This is a genomic window from Xanthomonas sp. NCPPB 1754, assembly GCF_041475725.2.
Taxonomy (GTDB): domain Bacteria; phylum Pseudomonadota; class Gammaproteobacteria; order Xanthomonadales; family Xanthomonadaceae; genus Xanthomonas; species Xanthomonas euvesicatoria.
Genome location: NZ_CM192982.1, coordinates 3,800,379 through 3,817,713, shown reverse-complemented (window position 1 = coordinate 3,817,713; position 17,335 = coordinate 3,800,379). Strand labels below are relative to the sequence as shown.

Annotated in this window: 15 protein-coding genes and 1 pseudogene; 5 read left to right on the top strand and 11 right to left on the bottom strand. The window is 64.4% G+C overall.

The window, feature by feature from the left end:
• Window positions 1-362: 362 nt before the first annotated feature.
• From ACCQ15_RS16505 to ACCQ15_RS16495, 3 genes and pseudogenes are all read right to left on the bottom strand, one after another.
• Window positions 363-3,075 (bottom strand): annotated as a pseudogene (locus ACCQ15_RS16505) (TonB-dependent receptor).
• A 122-nt stretch (window positions 3,076-3,197) separates the two neighbouring features.
• Window positions 3,198-4,373 carry a phosphatidylinositol-specific phospholipase C1-like protein gene (locus ACCQ15_RS16500; RefSeq protein ID WP_122272394.1) on the bottom strand — a complete coding sequence of 392 codons (1,176 nt, stop codon included), beginning with the start codon at window positions 4,371-4,373 and terminating at the stop codon, window positions 3,198-3,200.
• A gap of 135 nt (window positions 4,374-4,508) precedes the next feature.
• A complete protein-coding gene (locus ACCQ15_RS16495) occupies window positions 4,509-6,467 on the bottom strand; it encodes an acetyl-CoA hydrolase/transferase C-terminal domain-containing protein (RefSeq protein WP_372381576.1) in 1,959 nt (652 codons plus the stop codon).
• Between the two features lie 163 nt (window positions 6,468-6,630).
• On the opposite strand from ACCQ15_RS16495, the gene ACCQ15_RS16490 reads away from it, so the two are divergent.
• The 3 genes from ACCQ15_RS16490 to ACCQ15_RS16480 are packed head-to-tail and all read left to right on the top strand — an operon-like array spanning window position 6,631 to window position 8,865.
• Window positions 6,631-6,996 carry a BlaI/MecI/CopY family transcriptional regulator gene (locus ACCQ15_RS16490; protein ID WP_008575878.1) on the top strand — a complete coding sequence of 122 codons (366 nt, stop codon included), beginning with the start codon at window positions 6,631-6,633 and terminating at the stop codon, window positions 6,994-6,996.
• Window positions 6,986-8,284, top strand: a complete 1,299-nt coding sequence (locus ACCQ15_RS16485; protein ID WP_277573669.1) for a TonB family protein — start codon at window positions 6,986-6,988, stop codon at window positions 8,282-8,284. The genes ACCQ15_RS16490 and ACCQ15_RS16485 overlap by 11 nt, the downstream gene beginning before the upstream one ends.
• Entirely contained in the window at window positions 8,281-8,865 is a 585-nt protein-coding gene (locus ACCQ15_RS16480; protein ID WP_372164253.1) for a hypothetical protein, read from the top strand. The genes ACCQ15_RS16485 and ACCQ15_RS16480 overlap by 4 nt, the downstream gene beginning before the upstream one ends.
• Before the next feature lie 97 nt (window positions 8,866-8,962).
• Here ACCQ15_RS16480 and modC read toward each other — a convergent pair whose 3' ends face one another.
• The 8 genes from modC to ACCQ15_RS16440 form a co-directional block, all read right to left on the bottom strand.
• On the bottom strand, window positions 8,963-9,577 hold the full coding sequence (gene modC, locus ACCQ15_RS16475; RefSeq protein WP_122272397.1) for a molybdenum ABC transporter ATP-binding protein: 615 nt from the start codon (window positions 9,575-9,577) through the stop codon (window positions 8,963-8,965).
• Window positions 9,577-10,263 (bottom strand): molybdate ABC transporter permease subunit, encoded by a 687-nt coding sequence (gene modB / locus ACCQ15_RS16470; protein WP_008575885.1) that lies wholly within the window; start codon window positions 10,261-10,263, stop codon window positions 9,577-9,579. Before modB ends, modC begins: the two co-directional genes overlap by 1 nt.
• A 16-nt stretch (window positions 10,264-10,279) precedes the next feature.
• On the bottom strand, window positions 10,280-11,056 hold the full coding sequence (modA, locus tag ACCQ15_RS16465) for a molybdate ABC transporter substrate-binding protein (RefSeq protein WP_122272398.1): 777 nt from the start codon (window positions 11,054-11,056) through the stop codon (window positions 10,280-10,282).
• A gap of 75 nt (window positions 11,057-11,131) precedes the next feature.
• Window positions 11,132-11,956: an MBL fold metallo-hydrolase gene (locus tag ACCQ15_RS16460; protein WP_122273514.1), complete on the bottom strand. Its 825-nt coding sequence runs from the start codon at window positions 11,954-11,956 to the stop codon at window positions 11,132-11,134.
• Window positions 11,957-11,969: 13 nt separating this feature from the next.
• Complete coding sequence (locus ACCQ15_RS16455; protein ID WP_122272399.1) at window positions 11,970-12,743, bottom strand: S1/P1 nuclease; 774 nt, start codon at window positions 12,741-12,743, stop codon at window positions 11,970-11,972.
• Window positions 12,744-13,001: 258 nt separating this feature from the next.
• Window positions 13,002-13,616 carry an OmpW/AlkL family protein gene (locus ACCQ15_RS16450; RefSeq protein WP_011348432.1) on the bottom strand — a complete coding sequence of 205 codons (615 nt, stop codon included), beginning with the start codon at window positions 13,614-13,616 and terminating at the stop codon, window positions 13,002-13,004.
• 117 nt (window positions 13,617-13,733) lie between these two features.
• Window positions 13,734-14,357 (bottom strand): OmpW/AlkL family protein, encoded by a 624-nt coding sequence (locus ACCQ15_RS16445; RefSeq protein WP_372380806.1) that lies wholly within the window; start codon window positions 14,355-14,357, stop codon window positions 13,734-13,736.
• A 286-nt stretch (window positions 14,358-14,643) separates the two neighbouring features.
• On the bottom strand, window positions 14,644-15,156 hold the full coding sequence (locus tag ACCQ15_RS16440) for an SgcJ/EcaC family oxidoreductase (RefSeq protein WP_014090936.1): 513 nt from the start codon (window positions 15,154-15,156) through the stop codon (window positions 14,644-14,646).
• A gap of 464 nt (window positions 15,157-15,620) precedes the next feature.
• On the opposite strand from ACCQ15_RS16440, the gene gap reads away from it, so the two are divergent.
• Complete coding sequence (gap, locus tag ACCQ15_RS16435) at window positions 15,621-16,622, top strand: type I glyceraldehyde-3-phosphate dehydrogenase (RefSeq protein ID WP_003490161.1); 1,002 nt, start codon at window positions 15,621-15,623, stop codon at window positions 16,620-16,622.
• Window positions 16,623-16,831: 209 nt separating this feature from the next.
• Window positions 16,832-17,302: a hypothetical protein gene (locus tag ACCQ15_RS16430; RefSeq protein WP_008575072.1), complete on the top strand. Its 471-nt coding sequence runs from the start codon at window positions 16,832-16,834 to the stop codon at window positions 17,300-17,302.
• Window positions 17,303-17,335 lie beyond the last annotated feature (33 nt).

The window sequence follows — 17,335 nt, the reverse complement described above, 5'->3', positions numbered from 1 at the left end:
GCGTAGGGGCGTGGTGGCATGTGCAGGTCCGAAAGAGGCATGCGCGCACCTTGCCGCAGCCGCCTGCGTTTTCTGCGTGAAATCGCTGCACCGGTACTGACTGGGCAAGCGGTGCGATGCGGCATTGCGGTGGACATTGCGCGCTGCGCAATCGACTGACGCAGCACACCGTTGTGACGGAGCCTCACTGCCGATACCGATACCGATACCGATACCGATACCGATACCGCGGCGCGATGATGCCGCTGCGCAATCGCGGATCCAGCAATGGCACTGCGACAGCCGCTGGATAGCAGGTGGCAATCGCCGCAGCGGCGTACTTTCCGTTGAAAGATCACCGCTGCAGCGTGCCGGCCTATGGATCAGTACGTGTAGCCCAAGGTCAGCATGTAGGTGCGTCCGGTTTGCACATAGGCACCGTCGGCGCCGGGATCGTAGGCCATGTAGCGCTTGGACTTGCCCTGCGTTTCGTAGAACGTGGCGGCATTGAGCAGGTTCTTTGCCGACACGCCGACATCGATATGGTGCGGCAAGTGATAGGTCGCGTTGAAATCCAGCGACTTCACCGGCTGCAGGTAGTAATTGAGACGGTCGGTGGTGAGCCCCAGCAGTTGCAGGCCGGTGTAGTTGTAGCTCAGGTCCGTGCGCAGGTGCGTGTCGTCGTAGAACAGATCCAGGTTGTAGATGCGTTCCGGTGCGCGCGGCAGCCAGGTCTTTTCCGGCTGGTCGCTGCGTTTGCTATCTGCCTGGCTGTGCTGCAGCGTAAGGTTGGCGGTGACGCCGAAGTTGCTCCAGAGGCCGGGCAACTGTTGCAGGCGCTTGCTCGCCGCCAACTCCAGCCCATAGAGCTTTGCGGTGCCGCCATTTTGCGGCATGGTCACCGGCACGCCATTTTCGAAGGTGGTGCCGGTTGGCACCAGGCCGCCCAGGGTGCTGTCGTTGTTGGTGGCCGATTGCGAGGTATAGATGAACCCATTGATGCGCTTGTAGTACGTCGAGGCGCTGAGCACGCCGCCCTGATGATCGTAGAACTCGGCAGACAGGTCGGCGTTGTCGGCGGTGCTCGCCTGCAGGTTGGGGTTGGGCTTGGAGATGCCGACCACTTTTTGGGTGTCATCGATCGAATACACCGTCTCGCCGGAAATCAGTCCGAATGCCGGGCGACTGAAACTGCGGCGCAACGACGCGCGATATACGGTGAGATCGTCCGGCCGATAGTTGACGCTGATGCCTGGCAAGACCTTGCCGTAGGTACTGCCGCTGCCGACGAAACTGCCGGTGCTGCCATCGCCGCTGGATTGCCAGGAGTCGGCCGAATACTGGGTCAGTTCGTAACGCACGCCGGGCAGTATGCTCACCTTGCCAAGATGCAGCGCGGCCATCGCATAGCCCGAATAGATCGCTTCGGTGCTGGAGGTGGTGTTGGCGTTGTAGTCGTTGGCGGTATAGATGCCTGCGCCGTTCGGGTCGTCGATGTACTTGTAAGGCAGCGCCTGCGCGCGCATCCAGCCGCGATCGAGCAGCTTGAACGGCCCTGCATAGTGACCATCGAATGCGTTGTACGTGATGCGGCCGGGAATCGCGCTCAGCGGCGGGCCGCCGGCGGTGGGAAACGCGTAATTGGGGCCGCCAAAGTACGGGCCGTTGGTGACGAAGTTGCCATCCTTGTGGAAGAACGGGTGGTCATAGGCGTCGCGCTCGGAGTGATCGGCCGACAGGCCAAGTTTGACGCTGTCCAGCACAGCGCCATCGACCTGGTACGCAATGTCGGTATGCGCGTTGAAACGGTTATCGTGGCTGCCGGCGTCGTGGCCCTGCACCTTCCACAACAGCGAAGAATCCAGGTTGTAGAAGAAGTCCTTCAACGCCGGCGAGCTTGGGCCGATGCTCGGGTAGGTGGGGTCGCTGAGGTCGAAGGCGAAGCTGCCCGGGGTAAACCCATACAGACTGGCCGACACATAATCCGGCCGGCTGCGCGTGCCGCGGCCGAACGAGGTACCGTAGTCCAGGTGCAGCCGGTCGAGCGTGGTCTGCCCGCCCAGTTGCACCGTGGCCAGCGTCTCGTCGATATCGTGGGTATAGAAGTACCCGCCGCGCACCGCCGTGGGCTGGTTGCGATAGGTCTCCAGGCGCGCACTGGACTGGTCCTGCGTGCCGGTGACGCCGTAACTGCCGTAGATGGCACGTGCATACAACGCGCTGGTGTCGCCCTGCCAATCCAGCGACAGGTTGCCGCCATAGCGTTCGATCTGGCTGGCGTAGAGGCTGTACTTGTAGCGGGTGCTGATCAGCGGGCCGACATCGCGCAAATCGGTGGCGGCGGCGAGCGCAGGGTCGGCGGGCACGTATTTGCTGTTGGGTGCAGGGGCCTGCGCCATGTTGTTGTTCTTGCCGTAATAGGCCGATGCGTAGATGCCGAACGCATCGCCTTCCCCGAACTTCCAAGCCAGCTCCTGCTGGAACGTGCCGCCGCTGTCCTTGCCACCCAGGTGGTGGGCTAGTGCGTTGAACTGACCTTGCGCGGTGCTCTTGGCATAGAGGTCTTGGTCGAAATCAAATGCACTGGGGGTGCGCATATCGATCGCGCCGCCGATCGAATCGCCGGGCATGTCGGGCGTCGGCGATTTGGAGACCTGCACCGACTGGATGCCGAATGGCGCCAGCATGTTCAAGGAAATGGCGCGCGTCGAGGAGTCGGTTTCCGGCATGCCAAAGCCGTTGAGCGTGTATGCGTTATAGCTGGCGTCCATGCCGCGGATGCTGACGTAGGCGTTCTCGCCGGTGGTGGCCTGGCCAAGATGCATGTCGCTGTAGGCCGATAATCCCGGCATGTGCGCTACCACATCGGCAATGCCGCCGGAGGGAATTGCATCGATCTGCTGCTTGCTCATCACGCTGTTGACGCTATTGGACAGGCGCTGTTCGTTGAGCGAACCGGGCGCCGCGGCCTGGGTGGCTTGCACGTTGACCGAGTCCAACGTGGTGGTGGTCATCTCTGCAGCGCGCCAGCGATGGCGCGCAAAGCGCCGCGGCAATGGCGCAGGTCAAGCGATGGAGGGGGCGGGAAAACTGCATCTTGATGCTCGCGTGATGGGGAAGGGGAGGCTCGCGCCCGGGCAGCGGGCACGGCCATGGATCGCCGACGCTTCCATTGCGACAGGGCTGATGCGTAGGGCCGCTTGTGCGCGTTGCTGCCCTCAGTGGTGCAGGTCGATGTCGTGGCAACCCGGGTCCGGTCGTTGCGGATTGCAACGCGCCACCGCGCCGCCATCGAAGCGCACCACGTAGCCGTTATCGGCCGGCTCGTTGATCGGGAAGTCGGTACTGAGCAATTGCGCGCCGCTGGCCAGCATGGCGTCGCGCCGGGCGGTGTCGTTGTGCTGGGCTTCCTTCAAATCCGCATCGGTGCGTGTACGTACCAGATAGCCCGCCTTGACCAGCTTTTTGATGTCATCGGCAGGGCCGTCGTTGCGTTCGACGAAGGCCGCATCGTCTTCGCCTGGCACTGCATTGGTGAAACACACCCGGCCACGCAGCGATGGGTGGCCGGGCAGGTAGCTGGCACCGGCAACGCGTTGGTCGAGCAGAAATACCACCTTGCCGCGCGCCTGGGCCAACGACGGCCAGCCATGCGCGAGCACGCCCGCGTTGAGCGTAGGCGCGCGGCCCCGCACCTGATCGGGGCTGATGTATTCACCGGGCTGGAAGACCGAACGCAGTTCGGCATCCAGTGCATCCATCGCCTTTGCATCGAAGGGTTCGGGTTGTACGGTGGGAAACGTCAACTGGATCGGCGCCTGCTTGGTTTCGAGCAGGATGAAGATGGGCACGTGGCCCGGGTGCTGCTTCGACCAGGTGCGGATTTCCTGCAGGCAGGCAATCAACGGCTGGCAGTTGCTGCGCTGGTCCAGATCCTGCACATGCATGACCTTGAAGCCGGGCCTGTCCATCACTCCGGTGGGCGCGCTTGCCGGTGCGGTCGGCAGACCGGCCTTGGCGATCTGCGCAACGATGGCCGGATGTGCGTAGCGCCCGCCCTGTGCATCGGCGAAGACGTCCAGTTCAAGTTGGCGCACGCCATCGTTAAGTTGCTGCGTCAAGGCGGGATGGCGGTAATCCAGCGCGGCAAACAGTGTCGGGTCCAGTTGCTTCAATAACGCCGCTTCGCTGGGCGCAAAGCCGGCGTGGTAGCTGTTGTGGCTGCCGATGTACTGCAGGTCGGTCAGGCGCGGTGCGGCTTGCGCGACAAGACTGCTCAGCAACAGCGCGGCGAAGATGGCGGTGCGTTGCGTCCTTCTTCGCTTTGCGCGCACCAAATTCGTTTTGCGATCGAACCCTGACGTGACAGCAGTAAATACGCGAAAAAGATGCATGCAGCACAGCCGGAAAGCGACGAGGTCGCCATCATCACGGCCCAGTTTGACGCATATCTTTCCGCTGTGTTTCCGTGATGCGTTAGTGCTTGCCGCGGTGCGTTCGAGCCGGTGGCAAATCGCGGCACTGTTTCTTCATGACGCGGCGGTCTGTCGCAAGGCATAGATCAGCAGCCGCGCCTGCAGGCGATTACCAAGGCTGTTTGGCGCATCCAGTGCCATGCGTTGCAGGCAAGCAACATCATCGGCACCGGGCGCTTGGCGCGTGAGCAGTGCGCGGGCCACCGTGGCGATCTTTCCGCCAGTGCTGGCAGTTGCGCCCTTGAGCCAGCCCAATGCGGGCAGCAGACGCTGTTCGATTTTCGTGAAGTCGCTGCCGAGCGGGTAATCGGGCAGGCTGCCGTCGCGTCGAAATGGCGCCAGTGCCTGTTCCAGTGCCCATGGTGTGTTGCGCTGCGCGCTTACCGGCATTGCCGGCGCTGTGCGCAACTTGCGCGACCGTTCCGCCTGGGCAAGCAATTCACCCTGGAAGCGGGCATCGCAGATGGCGGCCATTTCCAGCACGCAGTCCTGGTCGGTCTTGTGGCGTAGATCGGCAATGCCGTATTCGGTGATGTAGAGGTCGCGCAGATGGCGTGGAATGGTGGTGTGTCCGTAGTTCCAACGCAGGTTGCTGGCGGTGTGTGCGCCAGCCTCGCGGGTGGCGCGCAGCATCAAGGCGCTACGTGCCTGCGGCAGTGCATGCGCCATCGCCACGAAGTTGTACTGCCCGCCGACCCCGGACACGATGCGGCCATCTTCCAGCCCGTCGGAGACTGCCGCGCCCAGCGCGGTCGCCATCATGCAGGAGTTGAAGAAGCGTGCATCCTTGCGTTTCAAGCGGTTTAGCGTCTCTTTGCCGCCGTAGAGCTGATTGATCTCGCTGATGCGGCGCATGCCGATCGCCGCGCGTGTCGGGGCATCCAGATCGCGCAGCCATTGATAGAACGCGGGCGAGCCGAGATAGAACGCGCCATGCAGGAACTCGCCTTCGGCGGCAAGACGTGCGTGATCGGCTATGTCGGCGCTGCCATCGGCAATGCGCTGCATCAGCGGCAGATCGTCGTGCACCTTGCGACGGATCACGCCGCTGTCCACCAATTGCTTGAAGCCTTCGTTGAGCATCTCGCTGCAACCGTACAAGCCGACGGCAAACGGCTCCAGGCCGCCGCTGGCCTGCACTGCCGGGTGGTGTTCCAGTGCCGGATCCAGCGCATGCAGCACACGGCGATAGGTCGCGTTATCGGTATGCCGCAGCACCAGTGCATGGCTCAGTGCATCGGCCAGCGTGCCGATGCCAATCTGCAAGGTGCCGCCATCGCGCACCAGGGCACTGGCATACAAGCCGATGGCGTAGTCGACGCTGCTCACCGCTTGCCGCGGCAAGCCGAACAGCTGCGGGAACGGGCCTGGCAAATCGATGATCAGATCGAAGAATGCGGCATCTACCGCTGCGGTGCCTCCCATCCACGGCAACAGCGGATCGACTTCCGCCACCAGCATCGGGCGCGGCAAGCCGAGTGCCTGCACCGCGTCCAGCGTGTCCTGGGTGATGTCGTTGTTGCACGACAACGACAGCCGCGTGCTGCCCGGTTCGCGCGCCACTTTCTGCACGATCAGGTTGGGCGCGCGTTGCGCCACCGCTGCAGCGGCATGCGTGTAGTTGAGGCTCGTGTAGTCGGCCTGGGCCTGGGTGGAATGCAAGAGCCCGCCGGATTGCATGTAGAACTCTTCCACCTGCACATGCGCGGGCAAGGCATCGCGCAGCATGGCGTCGACATAGGCAAGGCGAGGGAAATCCTCGCCAAAGTGGCGCGCGATGAACGGTGCGGCAAAGCGCGCCTGGAGTCCGGTACCCGGCCTGGGGGGATTGAGCGAGAGCGCCGTGTAAATCGCCAGTGGCCGCGACGGCGTGTCCTTGAGCTGTGCGTAGAGCGCGTTCAACAGACGGTGCGGCTTGCCGATGCCCAGCGGCGCGCCCACGCGCAGCGGGCCGTCGATGCGTTGCAGGATCCGCTCCACGGCGGCGCTCAGGTCGGTGAGGTGCTCGGTCATCCACGCAGAGTAGCCGAGCCGGTCGCGTGCTGCCTGCATCCCGATACTCGTGCGCCATGCTTGGCCGCCATCAATGCGGGCAGGCGTCGGGAGCCCGTTCGATCACTGCTTGACAAGCAAGCTGTTTACGCGCGTAATCGATAAAAATTACGGATGTAATCGCATGCCGATCAGCGACGCCGAAGCGGTGGTGATGCAAGTGCTCTGGGATGGTGCGCCGCGCACCGCAGAAGAAGTGATCGCCGCGTTGGCGCACACCGGCTGGGCCGAGCCCACCATCAAGACCTTGCTGAATCGGCTGCTCACCAAGGGCGCCGTTGCGGCAGAAAAACACGGCCGCAGGTATCACTACGCGCCGCTGCTGGCGCGCGAACAGTGGGTGCAGCAGCAGAGCGAAGGATTGCTGCAGCGGCTGTTCGGCGGGCGCGTTGCACCGCTGGTGGCGCACTTCAGCGAACGCGGGCAACTCAGTGCCTCGGACATCGCAGAATTGAAGCGTCTGCTCAAGGAGTTGGACGATGCACCTTGAGCTGCCATTGCTGTTGCGCGTCACCTTGTATAGCAGTGCCGCATTGGTGGCCTGTCTGGTGCTGCGGCGCGCACTGCGTGGCTGGCTGGGCGCAACAGCGGCGTATGCGATCTGGCTCGCCGTGCCACTTGCCGTATTGGCAGCTGCAATACCAGGGCCGCCGCTCGCGTCAGCGTTGCCGAAGATGCCGGCGATGGTCGCGATGCCGCTCAACCTGCAGGAGGGCGATCACGCATGGGCGGGGACCTTGATGGCCACCTGGCTGGCCGGTGCGGTCGCGATGACCGTAGCGCTCTGGTGGCGACAGCGGCGATTCGTACGCAGCTTGGGCGCGTTGCATGCGCTCAAGGGCGAAGTATGGGCGGCAACGCACGATGTAGGCCTGCCGGTATCGTTGGGACTCTGGCGCCCACGCATCGTGCTGCCGATGGATTTCGATACGCGCTACAGCGCCGCCGAACGCACCTTGATCCTGACGCATGAGCGCCTGCATCTGCGGCGCGGTGACCTGTATGCCAATCTGCTGGCCGCGCTGTTGCTGTGCATCGGCTGGTGGAATCCGTTGATGCATCTGGCATGGCGCGCGTTCCGGCTGGATCAGGAACTGGCGTGCGACGCAGAGGTGCTGACGCGCTATCCGGGCAAGCGCCGCAGTTACGCCACCGCGATGCTCAAGACCCACTGTGGTGCCAGCTGGACGCCGACGGCCTGCCGTTGGAATGCGCCGCATGCGCTTACCCAACGCGTGGCAGCCTTGCTGAAGCCTGCGGTGGAGGCGCCCCGCGCGCGATGGAACCTGCGCGTGGTGGTGGCATTGGCGGTGATGGTCAGTGGCGCCTGCTGGGCATTCCAGCCTGCGCGATTGCATGGCATGCGCGTGCCTGGCAATACGCTGGATTTTGGCACCATGCAGCCGCCCAGGTATCCGCCTGACGCCGTCGCTGCAGGCCTGGCGGGATTTGTCGAACTGCAGATCGCAGTGAGCCCGACTGGCACACCCGACCATATCGCCATCGTGCGCAGCACGCCGGCAGGCGTGTTCGATCAGACCGTGCTCGACGCAGCACGCCACTGGCGCTTCACACCTGCGCTGGAGGATGGCAAGGCGGTCGCGTCCGAGGTGCGCGTGCCGGTGAAATTCGAACTGGATCCACCAGATGCGGCATCGGCAGTTGCAGATATCCATTCCGGTACCGAAGCTGCTGCAGGCCCACACGCTGCCGACCGGTCCGAACGTGTGGCCAGCTGCGCACCTGCGGGATGCGCCTCACGCGGGGCGTTGCAATGAACCGCTGCCTGATCGGTAGCCTCGCCCTGATGCTGGCCATGAGTAGTTGCGCCACGCGCCAACTGGCCGAGCAGCAACGCAGCCAGCGCGAGGATTCGGTGGATCAACGCATGCTGCCTCCACAGCCGGACGGCGGCGGCGTTGCGGGCGTCCAATCCTATACGCTGGCACCAACGCAACGCTTTCGCATGCCACGCGCGGCGCGCAGCGACGCCCCGGTGCTGCCCCCCGATTCGCCACGCCAGAGCCTGGCGCCCACCACCGTCTGCGCGCATCTCATTCTGAGCGCAGAGGGCACGGTGCAGCGCGTGGATCCAATGTCCGACCGCGACGAATGCGCCGCCGGGCTGCTGCCGGACAACGCCGATCTCATGCAAGCGGTGCGCGCCGCCGCGCTGCGATGGCAGTTTGTTCCGGCGGCGATGTGCACGTATCCATCAGGCGCTGCGCAACCGTCAGTGCCAGACGATTGCACTGGCGCCGCCCAGATCGAGCCGGTACCGGTGACGTTGTCGTTCGCGTTCACCTTCGAGGTGCGGCAAGGCAAGGTGAGCGTGCGGACCGGGAAGGTGGTCCGATAGCTGCTGCAGCCGTTGCGCAGCATGTCCAGTCACCAACAACGCGGCGCCCTCTCATAACGCGTCAACCGCTAACGCCCTATCACCGCCCACACCGCCTTCAATCCAGCACGTGCACGCTGTCGGCAATGCGCTGCACTTCATCGGGGTTGTGGCTGACGTAGAGCATTGGCAGGCGAATCTCGTCGCGCACGCGCTGCAGGTAGGGAATCAATTCTTCGCGGCGCGCCTGATCCAGGGCCGACAGCGGTTCGTCGAATAGCAGAATCGCCGGTTGCGCCAACAACGCGCGGCCAATCGCCACGCGCTGCGCTTCGCCCCCAGAGAGGTTGCGCGGCTGGCGTTGCAGCAGCGGTGCGATGCCGAGCAAGGCCACCACATCGTCGAAGCCGAACGGCGCCTTGCCGCGCGCATGCCGGCCGTAGCGCAGGTTGCGCCGCACATCCAGATGCGGAAACAGCCGCGCATCCTGGAACACATAACCGATCCGGCGCTGGTGCGTCGGCAGGTCGATGCCTTGCCCGGCGTCGTACAGGCAGCGCCCATCGATGCGGATATGCCCGGCCTGCGGACGCAGCAAGCCGGCAATTGCATTGAGTACCGTGGTCTTGCCCGCGCCGGAGGGCCCCACCAGTGCCACGACACGCGCATCGTCGTGGATGCGGATGCGGCGTTCGAAGGCGCCGCGCTGCAGCTGCAGGTCGATATCCAGCATCACGCGTCCTCGCGCGGATGCGGCCGGCGCACCAGCCATTCGGACAGCAGCAGCGCCGCCAGCGAGATCGCCAGCGCCACGCCGGCCAGCCGCCAGATGCCCGATTCCATCCCCGGGACCTGCATCAGCCCGTAGATGGCCGACGACAAGGTCTGCGTTTCGCCAGGGATATTCGACACGAAGGTGATGGTGGCGCCGAACTCGCCAAGCGCCTTGGCGAACGCGAGCACCATGCCGGCGACCAGGCCCGGCCAGGCCAGCGGCAAGGTGATGCTGAAGAACACCCGCCACGGCCCGGCCCCCAGCGTGGCGGCGGCCGCTTCCAGGCGACGATCGGTGGCTTCGATGGACAGACGGATCGCGCGCACCATCAGCGGAAATCCCATGACCGCGCACGCCAGCGCCGCGCCGGTCCAGCGGAAGGCGAACTGGATACCGAGATGTTCCAGCAACCAGCTGCCCACCGGCCCCTGCGTGCCCAGCACCACCAGCAGCGCATAGCCGGTGATCACTGGCGGCATCACCAGGGGCAGATGCAGCAGCGCGTCCAGCAGGGCCTTGCCGGGGAAGCGGCGGCGCGCCAGCAGCCAGCCGCAGGCAATGCCCGGCGGCAGGCTGGCGAGCGCTGCCACGATCGCGACCTTGAGACTCAAGCCGATCGCGGTCAGCTCTTCCGGGGTGAACATCGACAAACGGTGTGCCTCAATCCTTCAGCGAAAAACCACGGCGCGCAAAGATCGCCTTGGCCGGCTTGCTTCCCAGCCAGCTGACGAATGCGGCGGTGGCGGGGTTGTTGCTGTTCTTCAATGCAGCAACCGGATACACGATGGGGCCATGGCTGTCGTCGGGGAAGGTGGCGATGACGCGCACCTTGGCATCGGCGCGCGCGTCCGAGCCATACACGATGCCCAGCGGCGCTTCGCCACGCGAGACCAGCATCAAAGCCGCACGCACGCTTTCCGATTCGGCAAGCCGGTTGCCGACGCTGTCCCATTGGCCGAGCTTGCGCAGCGCGGCGGCTGCGTACTTGCCGGCCGGCACGCTGGCGGTCTGGCCTACGGCCAGGCGTCCGCCCTGCCCAAGCGCCTTGGCAATGGCGCCGGGGGTGCGCAGGTCAACGTGCAGCTTGCTGTTCGCCGGCGCGATCAATACCAGTGTGTTGCCGAGCAGGCTGTGCCGCTGCGCCGGCAGCACCAGCCCACGCTGCTGTAGATAGTCCATCCACTCCAGGTCGGCCGAAAAGAACACGTCTGCCGGCGCGCCCTGTTCGATCTGGCGTGCCAGTGCAGAACTCGCTGCATACGACACGCGCACCGGCGTGCCGGTGGCTTTTTGGTACGCGGCCGCGGCTTCGTCCATCGATTCTTTCAGGCTCGCGGCCGCAAACACCGTCACCGGTGCGGTCTGCGCACTCGCCAGCAGGGGCAACGCCAGCATCAGCACGCACAACGCGCGCTGCCAGAAACCGATCATGCGCATCGAAGGCTCCTCACCAGGACAGGGCCCCGATCATAGCGGCTACGCGATGCGTACCGCGTGGCGAGCCTGCGCGCGCTACAGGACCACTCCGGCGCAACGCCCGGCCTGAAGATTGGTCTGCAGGGCCGGGCGGATTAGCTTGGGCTCGGGCAAGGTGGCATCGCGCGCCTGCCGCTGCGCCACGAAGGTCTCTACATCCACGCCGTCGCGCACATGGATATTGCTGCGCCGCTGCGCGCCGATACTGGTCTGATGCGCCACCGCGCGCCCGCCAGGGCCATAGTCGTGGCAGACGAACACGCGGGTGCTTTCCGGCAGCGCATACAGGCGCTGGATCGAGGCAAACAGCTGGCGTGCATCGCCGCCGGGAAAATCGCAACGCGCCGTGCCCGCATCCGGCATGAACAACGAGTCGCCAGGAAACAACGCATCGCCGATCAGATACGCAATGCTGTCGCTGGTGTGGCCGGGCACCGCGATGACGCGTGCTTCGATACCGCCAAGCTTGAAGCGCTCGTCGTCGGCAAACAGATGATCGAATTGCGAGCCATCGGCGCGGAAGTCGGCCGGCAATGCGTACTGCGCGGCAAGGGTTCGTTGCACTTGGCAAATACCCTCGCCGATACCGATACGCGCCTGCGGCCAATGCTGCTTCAGCCACTGCGCTGCAGACAGGTGATCGGCATGCGCGTGAGTTTCCAGCAGCCATTGCACCTGCCATCCGTGTTGCTCGATGGCCGCAAGGATGGCCTGCGCCGCCTGGCTGCCGACGCCGCCGCTATCGGCCGCGTAGTCCAGCGCCGGGTCGATCACTGCCGCCGCACCGGTGGCCGCATCGGCGACCACGTAGGTGAAGGTGTTGCTGTCGGCATGAAAGAAGGCAAGCACCTGGGGCTGCATCGGCGTCTCCACGTCAGGGGCCGGCCAGCGCCGCGTTGAGGATGGCGGCAAGCCGGTCACCCGCGATGCGCAGCTGGGTTTCGGCGATCGGGCGATAGGTGGCGATGTAGGTGGCGGGCAACACGTGTGCGCTCGGGTAGACGCCCGGCGTGATGGCGATCTTGCACGAAGCCTGCGCCCATGCCGCAGCCGGCGGCGGCAGCGCCGCAGACCCCGCAGTGGCGGCCGGCAATGCCAGCAAGCGTTGCAGGTACGCATCGTCGCTCAGATGGCGGTCGTTGAGCATGCCGCTGTCCCACAGCGCATGCAGGTTGCTGCCCTTGCCGTCGATCTGCAGCTGGAAGTCGTTACCGCCCTTGTCGTGCGCATAGCCGGCGTGCATCGGCTGATGGATGTCGCCGACGAAATGCACCACGAACTTCAAGGCCTTGCGGCGTACGTCCAACGGCTGGGTGCGATCTGCGAGCAGGGCGGCTTGCTGGTCGAGCGCGGCGATCACGCAGTTGCCGTCCGGGCAGTCGCGCGGTGGCGAGTACGTGCAGTCGTGTTCGCCCAGGTTGACGTAGTGCCACGGCCCGGAGCGCTTACCCAGGTCGGGGTCGTGCTCGCGCAGCTCATCGGCCCAGGTGGCCACGCCGTGCAGGGTCGGGTCCGGCTCGCCGGCCAGCAATTGCGCCACTTGCGTGCGTGCCTGCGGGCTCAGCTCGGTTTCGGCGATGCGCGCCACCAGGCGGTGGCCTTGCGGGCCCCAGGCCAGGGCGGTGCTTGGGTGGAATGCGGCGGCCATTGCCGTCGCAACAACGAATGCAGAGAGGGAACGTGTTTTCATCCGGCGATTGTACGCATCGGTCCGGGACGGTTTGATGGCCCTCCCGGAGCTGCGACAGCCACGCCTCAGCATGGTGCCGGCACGTGCCTGGAGCGCGCCCGGATGGAGCAAACAGTTGCACGCAAGCGGCAACTGCAGCATCCGCGTGGGGGCATGCCGTAGTGGGCGCTGGCCGCGCCCATCTGGCGATGAACGCAGTCGTGTTGCTAGGCGCTCTTAGTAATACACCAGGTACGACACGCCGAAGGTCAACGGATCGATCCGTGCCTTGCCCAGCCGCGCGCCGTTGAGGTCGACGTTGCTGCGCGAATCGGTCCAGCGCGCATCCACGCGCAGGCCGCTACGGTCGTTGAAGATGAAGTCCACGCCGACATGCGCAGTGGCGCCGACCGAATCGTCGAAACGCAGATCGCCGCTGGTAACCGTCGGCTCGGTGTCTTCGCCCAGGAACGTGGTGTAGTTGATGCCTATGCCCACGAACGGCGACACCGTGCCGTAGCCATTGATGTGGTACTGCAGCAGCACGCTCGGTGGCACCGTCCAATAGCTGCCCACCTTGCCGATGCCCTGCAGCTCGAGGTCGTGCTTGCCCGCAACTGCCGCATGCACTTCGATACCCAGGTTGTTGCGCAGGAAGTATTCGTAGGTGAACGACAGTGCCGGCGCGCCCTTGATCTCGGCTTGGGTGCCGCCGAAGGTGCCGCTATTGGACTTGGGCGAGACATAGCCGGCACCGTAACCGGTCGTCCAATGACCGGCCGACTGTGCAAGGGCGGGTGCGGCCGAGGCGGCCAGTGCGATGGCGAGGGCGGTGCGAGTCAGCGTGTTCATGGAATCCCCGGTAGGTCGGACAGGCGGGCGACGTGACCGACCTGTCCGCAACTCCGGCGGTGATGCACGTCCCTGGACGGCAAGTGTGCCAGAGATGCGCCGCCCACGCCGCGGGGATCAGAACCGGTGCACGTAGGCCAGGCCGTAGACCAGCGGGTCGATATTGACCGTGCCGATACGGTTGCCGTCCAGGCGCGCTCGGGTATCGATATCGATCCAGCGCAGGTTGACGCGCAGCGCGCCGCGGTCGCTGAGCTTGTAGTCCACGCCTGCATGCAGTGCCAGGCCCCAGGAATCGTCCAGCTCCAGCTTGCTGCCGGCCAGCGCGCCGCGGGTGTCGGTGTCGAAGAAGCGCGTGTAGTTGATACCGGCGCCAACGAACGGCGATAGCGTGCCCTGGGCGTTGAAGTGGTACTGCAGCGAGATCACCGGCGGCAGATGCTTGGTGCTGCCCACCCGGCCCAGGCCGCCAATCGCAATGTCGTGCTCGAACGGCAGCGCAGCCAGCACCTCGATGCCCAGGTTGTCTGCGACGAAATATTCGGCGGTAAATGTGGGTTTGATGTTTTTGCCCACATCCACGTCGAGGGTGCCGCCGACCAGGCTGCCATTGTCGGATTTGGGAGCGACCTGGTGGGCACCGACGGCAACGGTCCAGTCGCCTTTGGATTGCGCCAGTGCGGGGAGGCTGACGCAAGAAGCGGCCAGAGCGGCGAACAGAAGGGTAGAGCGCATACGCATGAGAAGTCTCGTGGGGTGCAATGGACGTGGGAAGTCTTCGCGCTTGGCGTCGCCGCTGCCTTGATCCTGATCAATTTGGCCGTGCGCCCAGGTGTGCGGGCCTGCAATGGCTGTTGCCACACTCTGCGCGGAACACGGCGTTGCGCGCCGTGCTGGGGCTCGCAGCGCGCATCGCACGCGTGGCATCGTGCGATGCGCTTGGCACAGCTGTCGGCGGCGGGAGGGACGCCGACGGTTGCGTGCGCAGTGGCGTCGACAGCGATCGATCGCCGGTGCGATGTACCGCTTACTTGACCTTGGCGACCTTGGGTGCATCCACTTCCGGCATCGCCGAGCTGTGGTGGTTGATGATCAGCCACTTGCCGTCGCGCTTTTCGTAGACGAAGGTGTAGCGGGCCTGCACGTTGCTCTTGTTGCCGTGCTTGTCGGTCAGCGTGAAGGTGTACACGCCGGCATCCACGGCGCTGTCGTCATCGAGCACGCGCACGGTGCGGTAATTGACCACGCCCTGCGGCTTCTTGGTCAGGAACATCGCGAAGTAGTTTTCGATCTGCTCGCGCGAGGCGCGCACTTCGTTGGAGACCGTCGGCAGCAACACGCCGTCCGGTGCGTACAGGTCTGCCACCTTGTGCGGGTTGCCCGTGGCCAACGCCGCGTTCCACGTGTCGAACAGCGCAGCGACTTCGCGTTCTTCGCCGCCGGCCGGCAGCTTGGCCTTGTCGGTGTAATGCATCACGCCGCCAGCCAGCGCCGGGGTGGCAGCCAGAGCCAGAACCAGAGAGAAGAGGGTGCGACGCATGGGAAATCTCCGTGTGATTGATGGGGGGTGCCTCAGCGGGCAGGGCCAGTATCGAAATCCACGGGGTGCCGAAATTCTGCTGTTCGGCATAGCATTGAATATGCTTTTCAGCGTATTCGATTATTCTTTAAGTGGTTGAAATGTTTGGGCGTGTGACCGTTTTATCGTGCCCAATGCAATGTCGCTTGATGCGACCGGCATGGGTGCATCCGGACGCCGTCGGTCATCGATGCCGTGGCGCGCGGCTCGGCCGCTCACGCGCGTTCCCGCAGGGGCCGAGCGCAGTTGCGGCCCGGTGGCTCACCAGGCGACGCACAGAGCTGCCTCACTGGCGAACCGCCAACCAATCCCGAATGCCCGTTCCCAATCCCGGCCCACAACAACACGGCTGCAGACAGTGACGCTGCTAGAATGACAGCCCCTTTCCATCCGCCGCGCTGTCGCGGTCGCAGGAGCTAGTGAACATGGCAATCAAGGTTGGCATCAACGGATTCGGTCGCATCGGACGCAACGTGCTGCGCTCTGCGGTGCAGAACTTCGCCAATGACATCGAGATCGTGGCCATCAATGACCTGCTCGAGCCCGACTACCTGGCCTACATGCTGCAGTACGACTCGGTGCATGGCCGCTTCAAGGCCGACGTCTCGGTCGACGGCAATACGCTGATCGTCAACGGCAAGAAGATCCGCCTGACCCAGGAGCGCGACCCGGCCAACCTCAAGTGGGATGCCGTCGGCGCCGACGTGGTGATCGAGTCCACCGGCCTGTTCCTGACCAAGGAAACCGCTCAGAAGCACATCGATGCAGGCGCCAAGAAAGTGATCCTGTCGGCGCCGTCCAAGGACGACACCCCGATGTTCGTCTACGGCGTCAACGACAAGACCTACAAGGGCGAAGCGATCATCTCCAACGCCTCGTGCACCACCAACTGCCTGGCGCCGCTGGCCAAGGTCATCAACGACAAGTGGGGCATCAAGCGCGGCCTGATGACCACCGTGCATGCGGCCACTGCGACGCAGAAGACCGTGGACGGCCCGTCCAACAAGGATTGGCGCGGCGGCCGCGGCATCCTGGAGAACATCATTCCGTCCTCCACCGGCGCGGCCAAGGCCGTGGGCGTGGTGATCCCCGAGCTCAACAAGAAGCTCACCGGCATGAGCTTTCGCGTGCCGACCTCGGACGTTTCGGTGGTCGACCTCACTGTCGAACTGGAAAAGCCGGCCACCTACGCCGAAATCTGCGCCGAAGTGAAGGCACAGAGCGAAGGCGCACTGAAGGGTGTGCTGGGGTATACCGAAGACAAGGTCGTGGCCACCGATTTCCGCGGCGAAACCTGCACCTCGGTGTTCGACGCCGACGCTGGCATCGCGCTGGACTCCACCTTCGTCAAGCTGGTGTCCTGGTACGACAACGAATGGGGCTACTCCAACAAGTGCCTGGAGATGGTGCGGGTTGTCGCCAAGTAAGTGTCTGGCGCAGTGATGAAACAGGCCCCGGCATGCCGGGGCTTTTTCATTTGTGGGCGATGGATGTTGCGTTTCTTGCACTGCGACGCCTTCGGCGGCTGCCCGGAAGTGGACTTTGCTGGACTCACGTGCGCTAATTTGCATGCACGGCGGCCGTTCCCGTGTCGTGTACGAAGGATCGGGGAACTCCATGGATCGAGAGAAGAGTGATGAATAAGTTTTTGGCAGGCGCCCTGGCGCTGAGCGTGGTAGTTGCGTGTTCCGTGCCGTCGACCAGCTGGGCTGCAAAGAAGCAGACCGGGACGCCGGCCTGGATGAATGCCGATGGTGAGGTGATCAAGTCGTCCGATGTCGAGGCGGGCTACGGCGAGACCGTCAAGGGCATCAACGATTACGAAGGCGAAATCACCGGCAAGCCAGCGCCTGGCAGCAAGTTCACCCAGTTGAAAATCGGTATGCCGATGAAGCAGGTCACCGACCTGATTGGTCAGCCGGACGACCAGGGTGCTTACGTGACCGGCAAGGCATTTATCCCGTTTTTCTTCGGTGGCGACCGCTACCGTTATGAAATGGCCTACAAGGGCCAGGGACGCCTGGTGTTCGCGGGCAAGTCGATGGGGACCGGCGGCAACCTGATCTGGATCATCCATAACAAGAACGACAGCGGTTACCGCGAATAATCGTTCAAAGCGCCCGGTTTTCCGGGCGTTTTC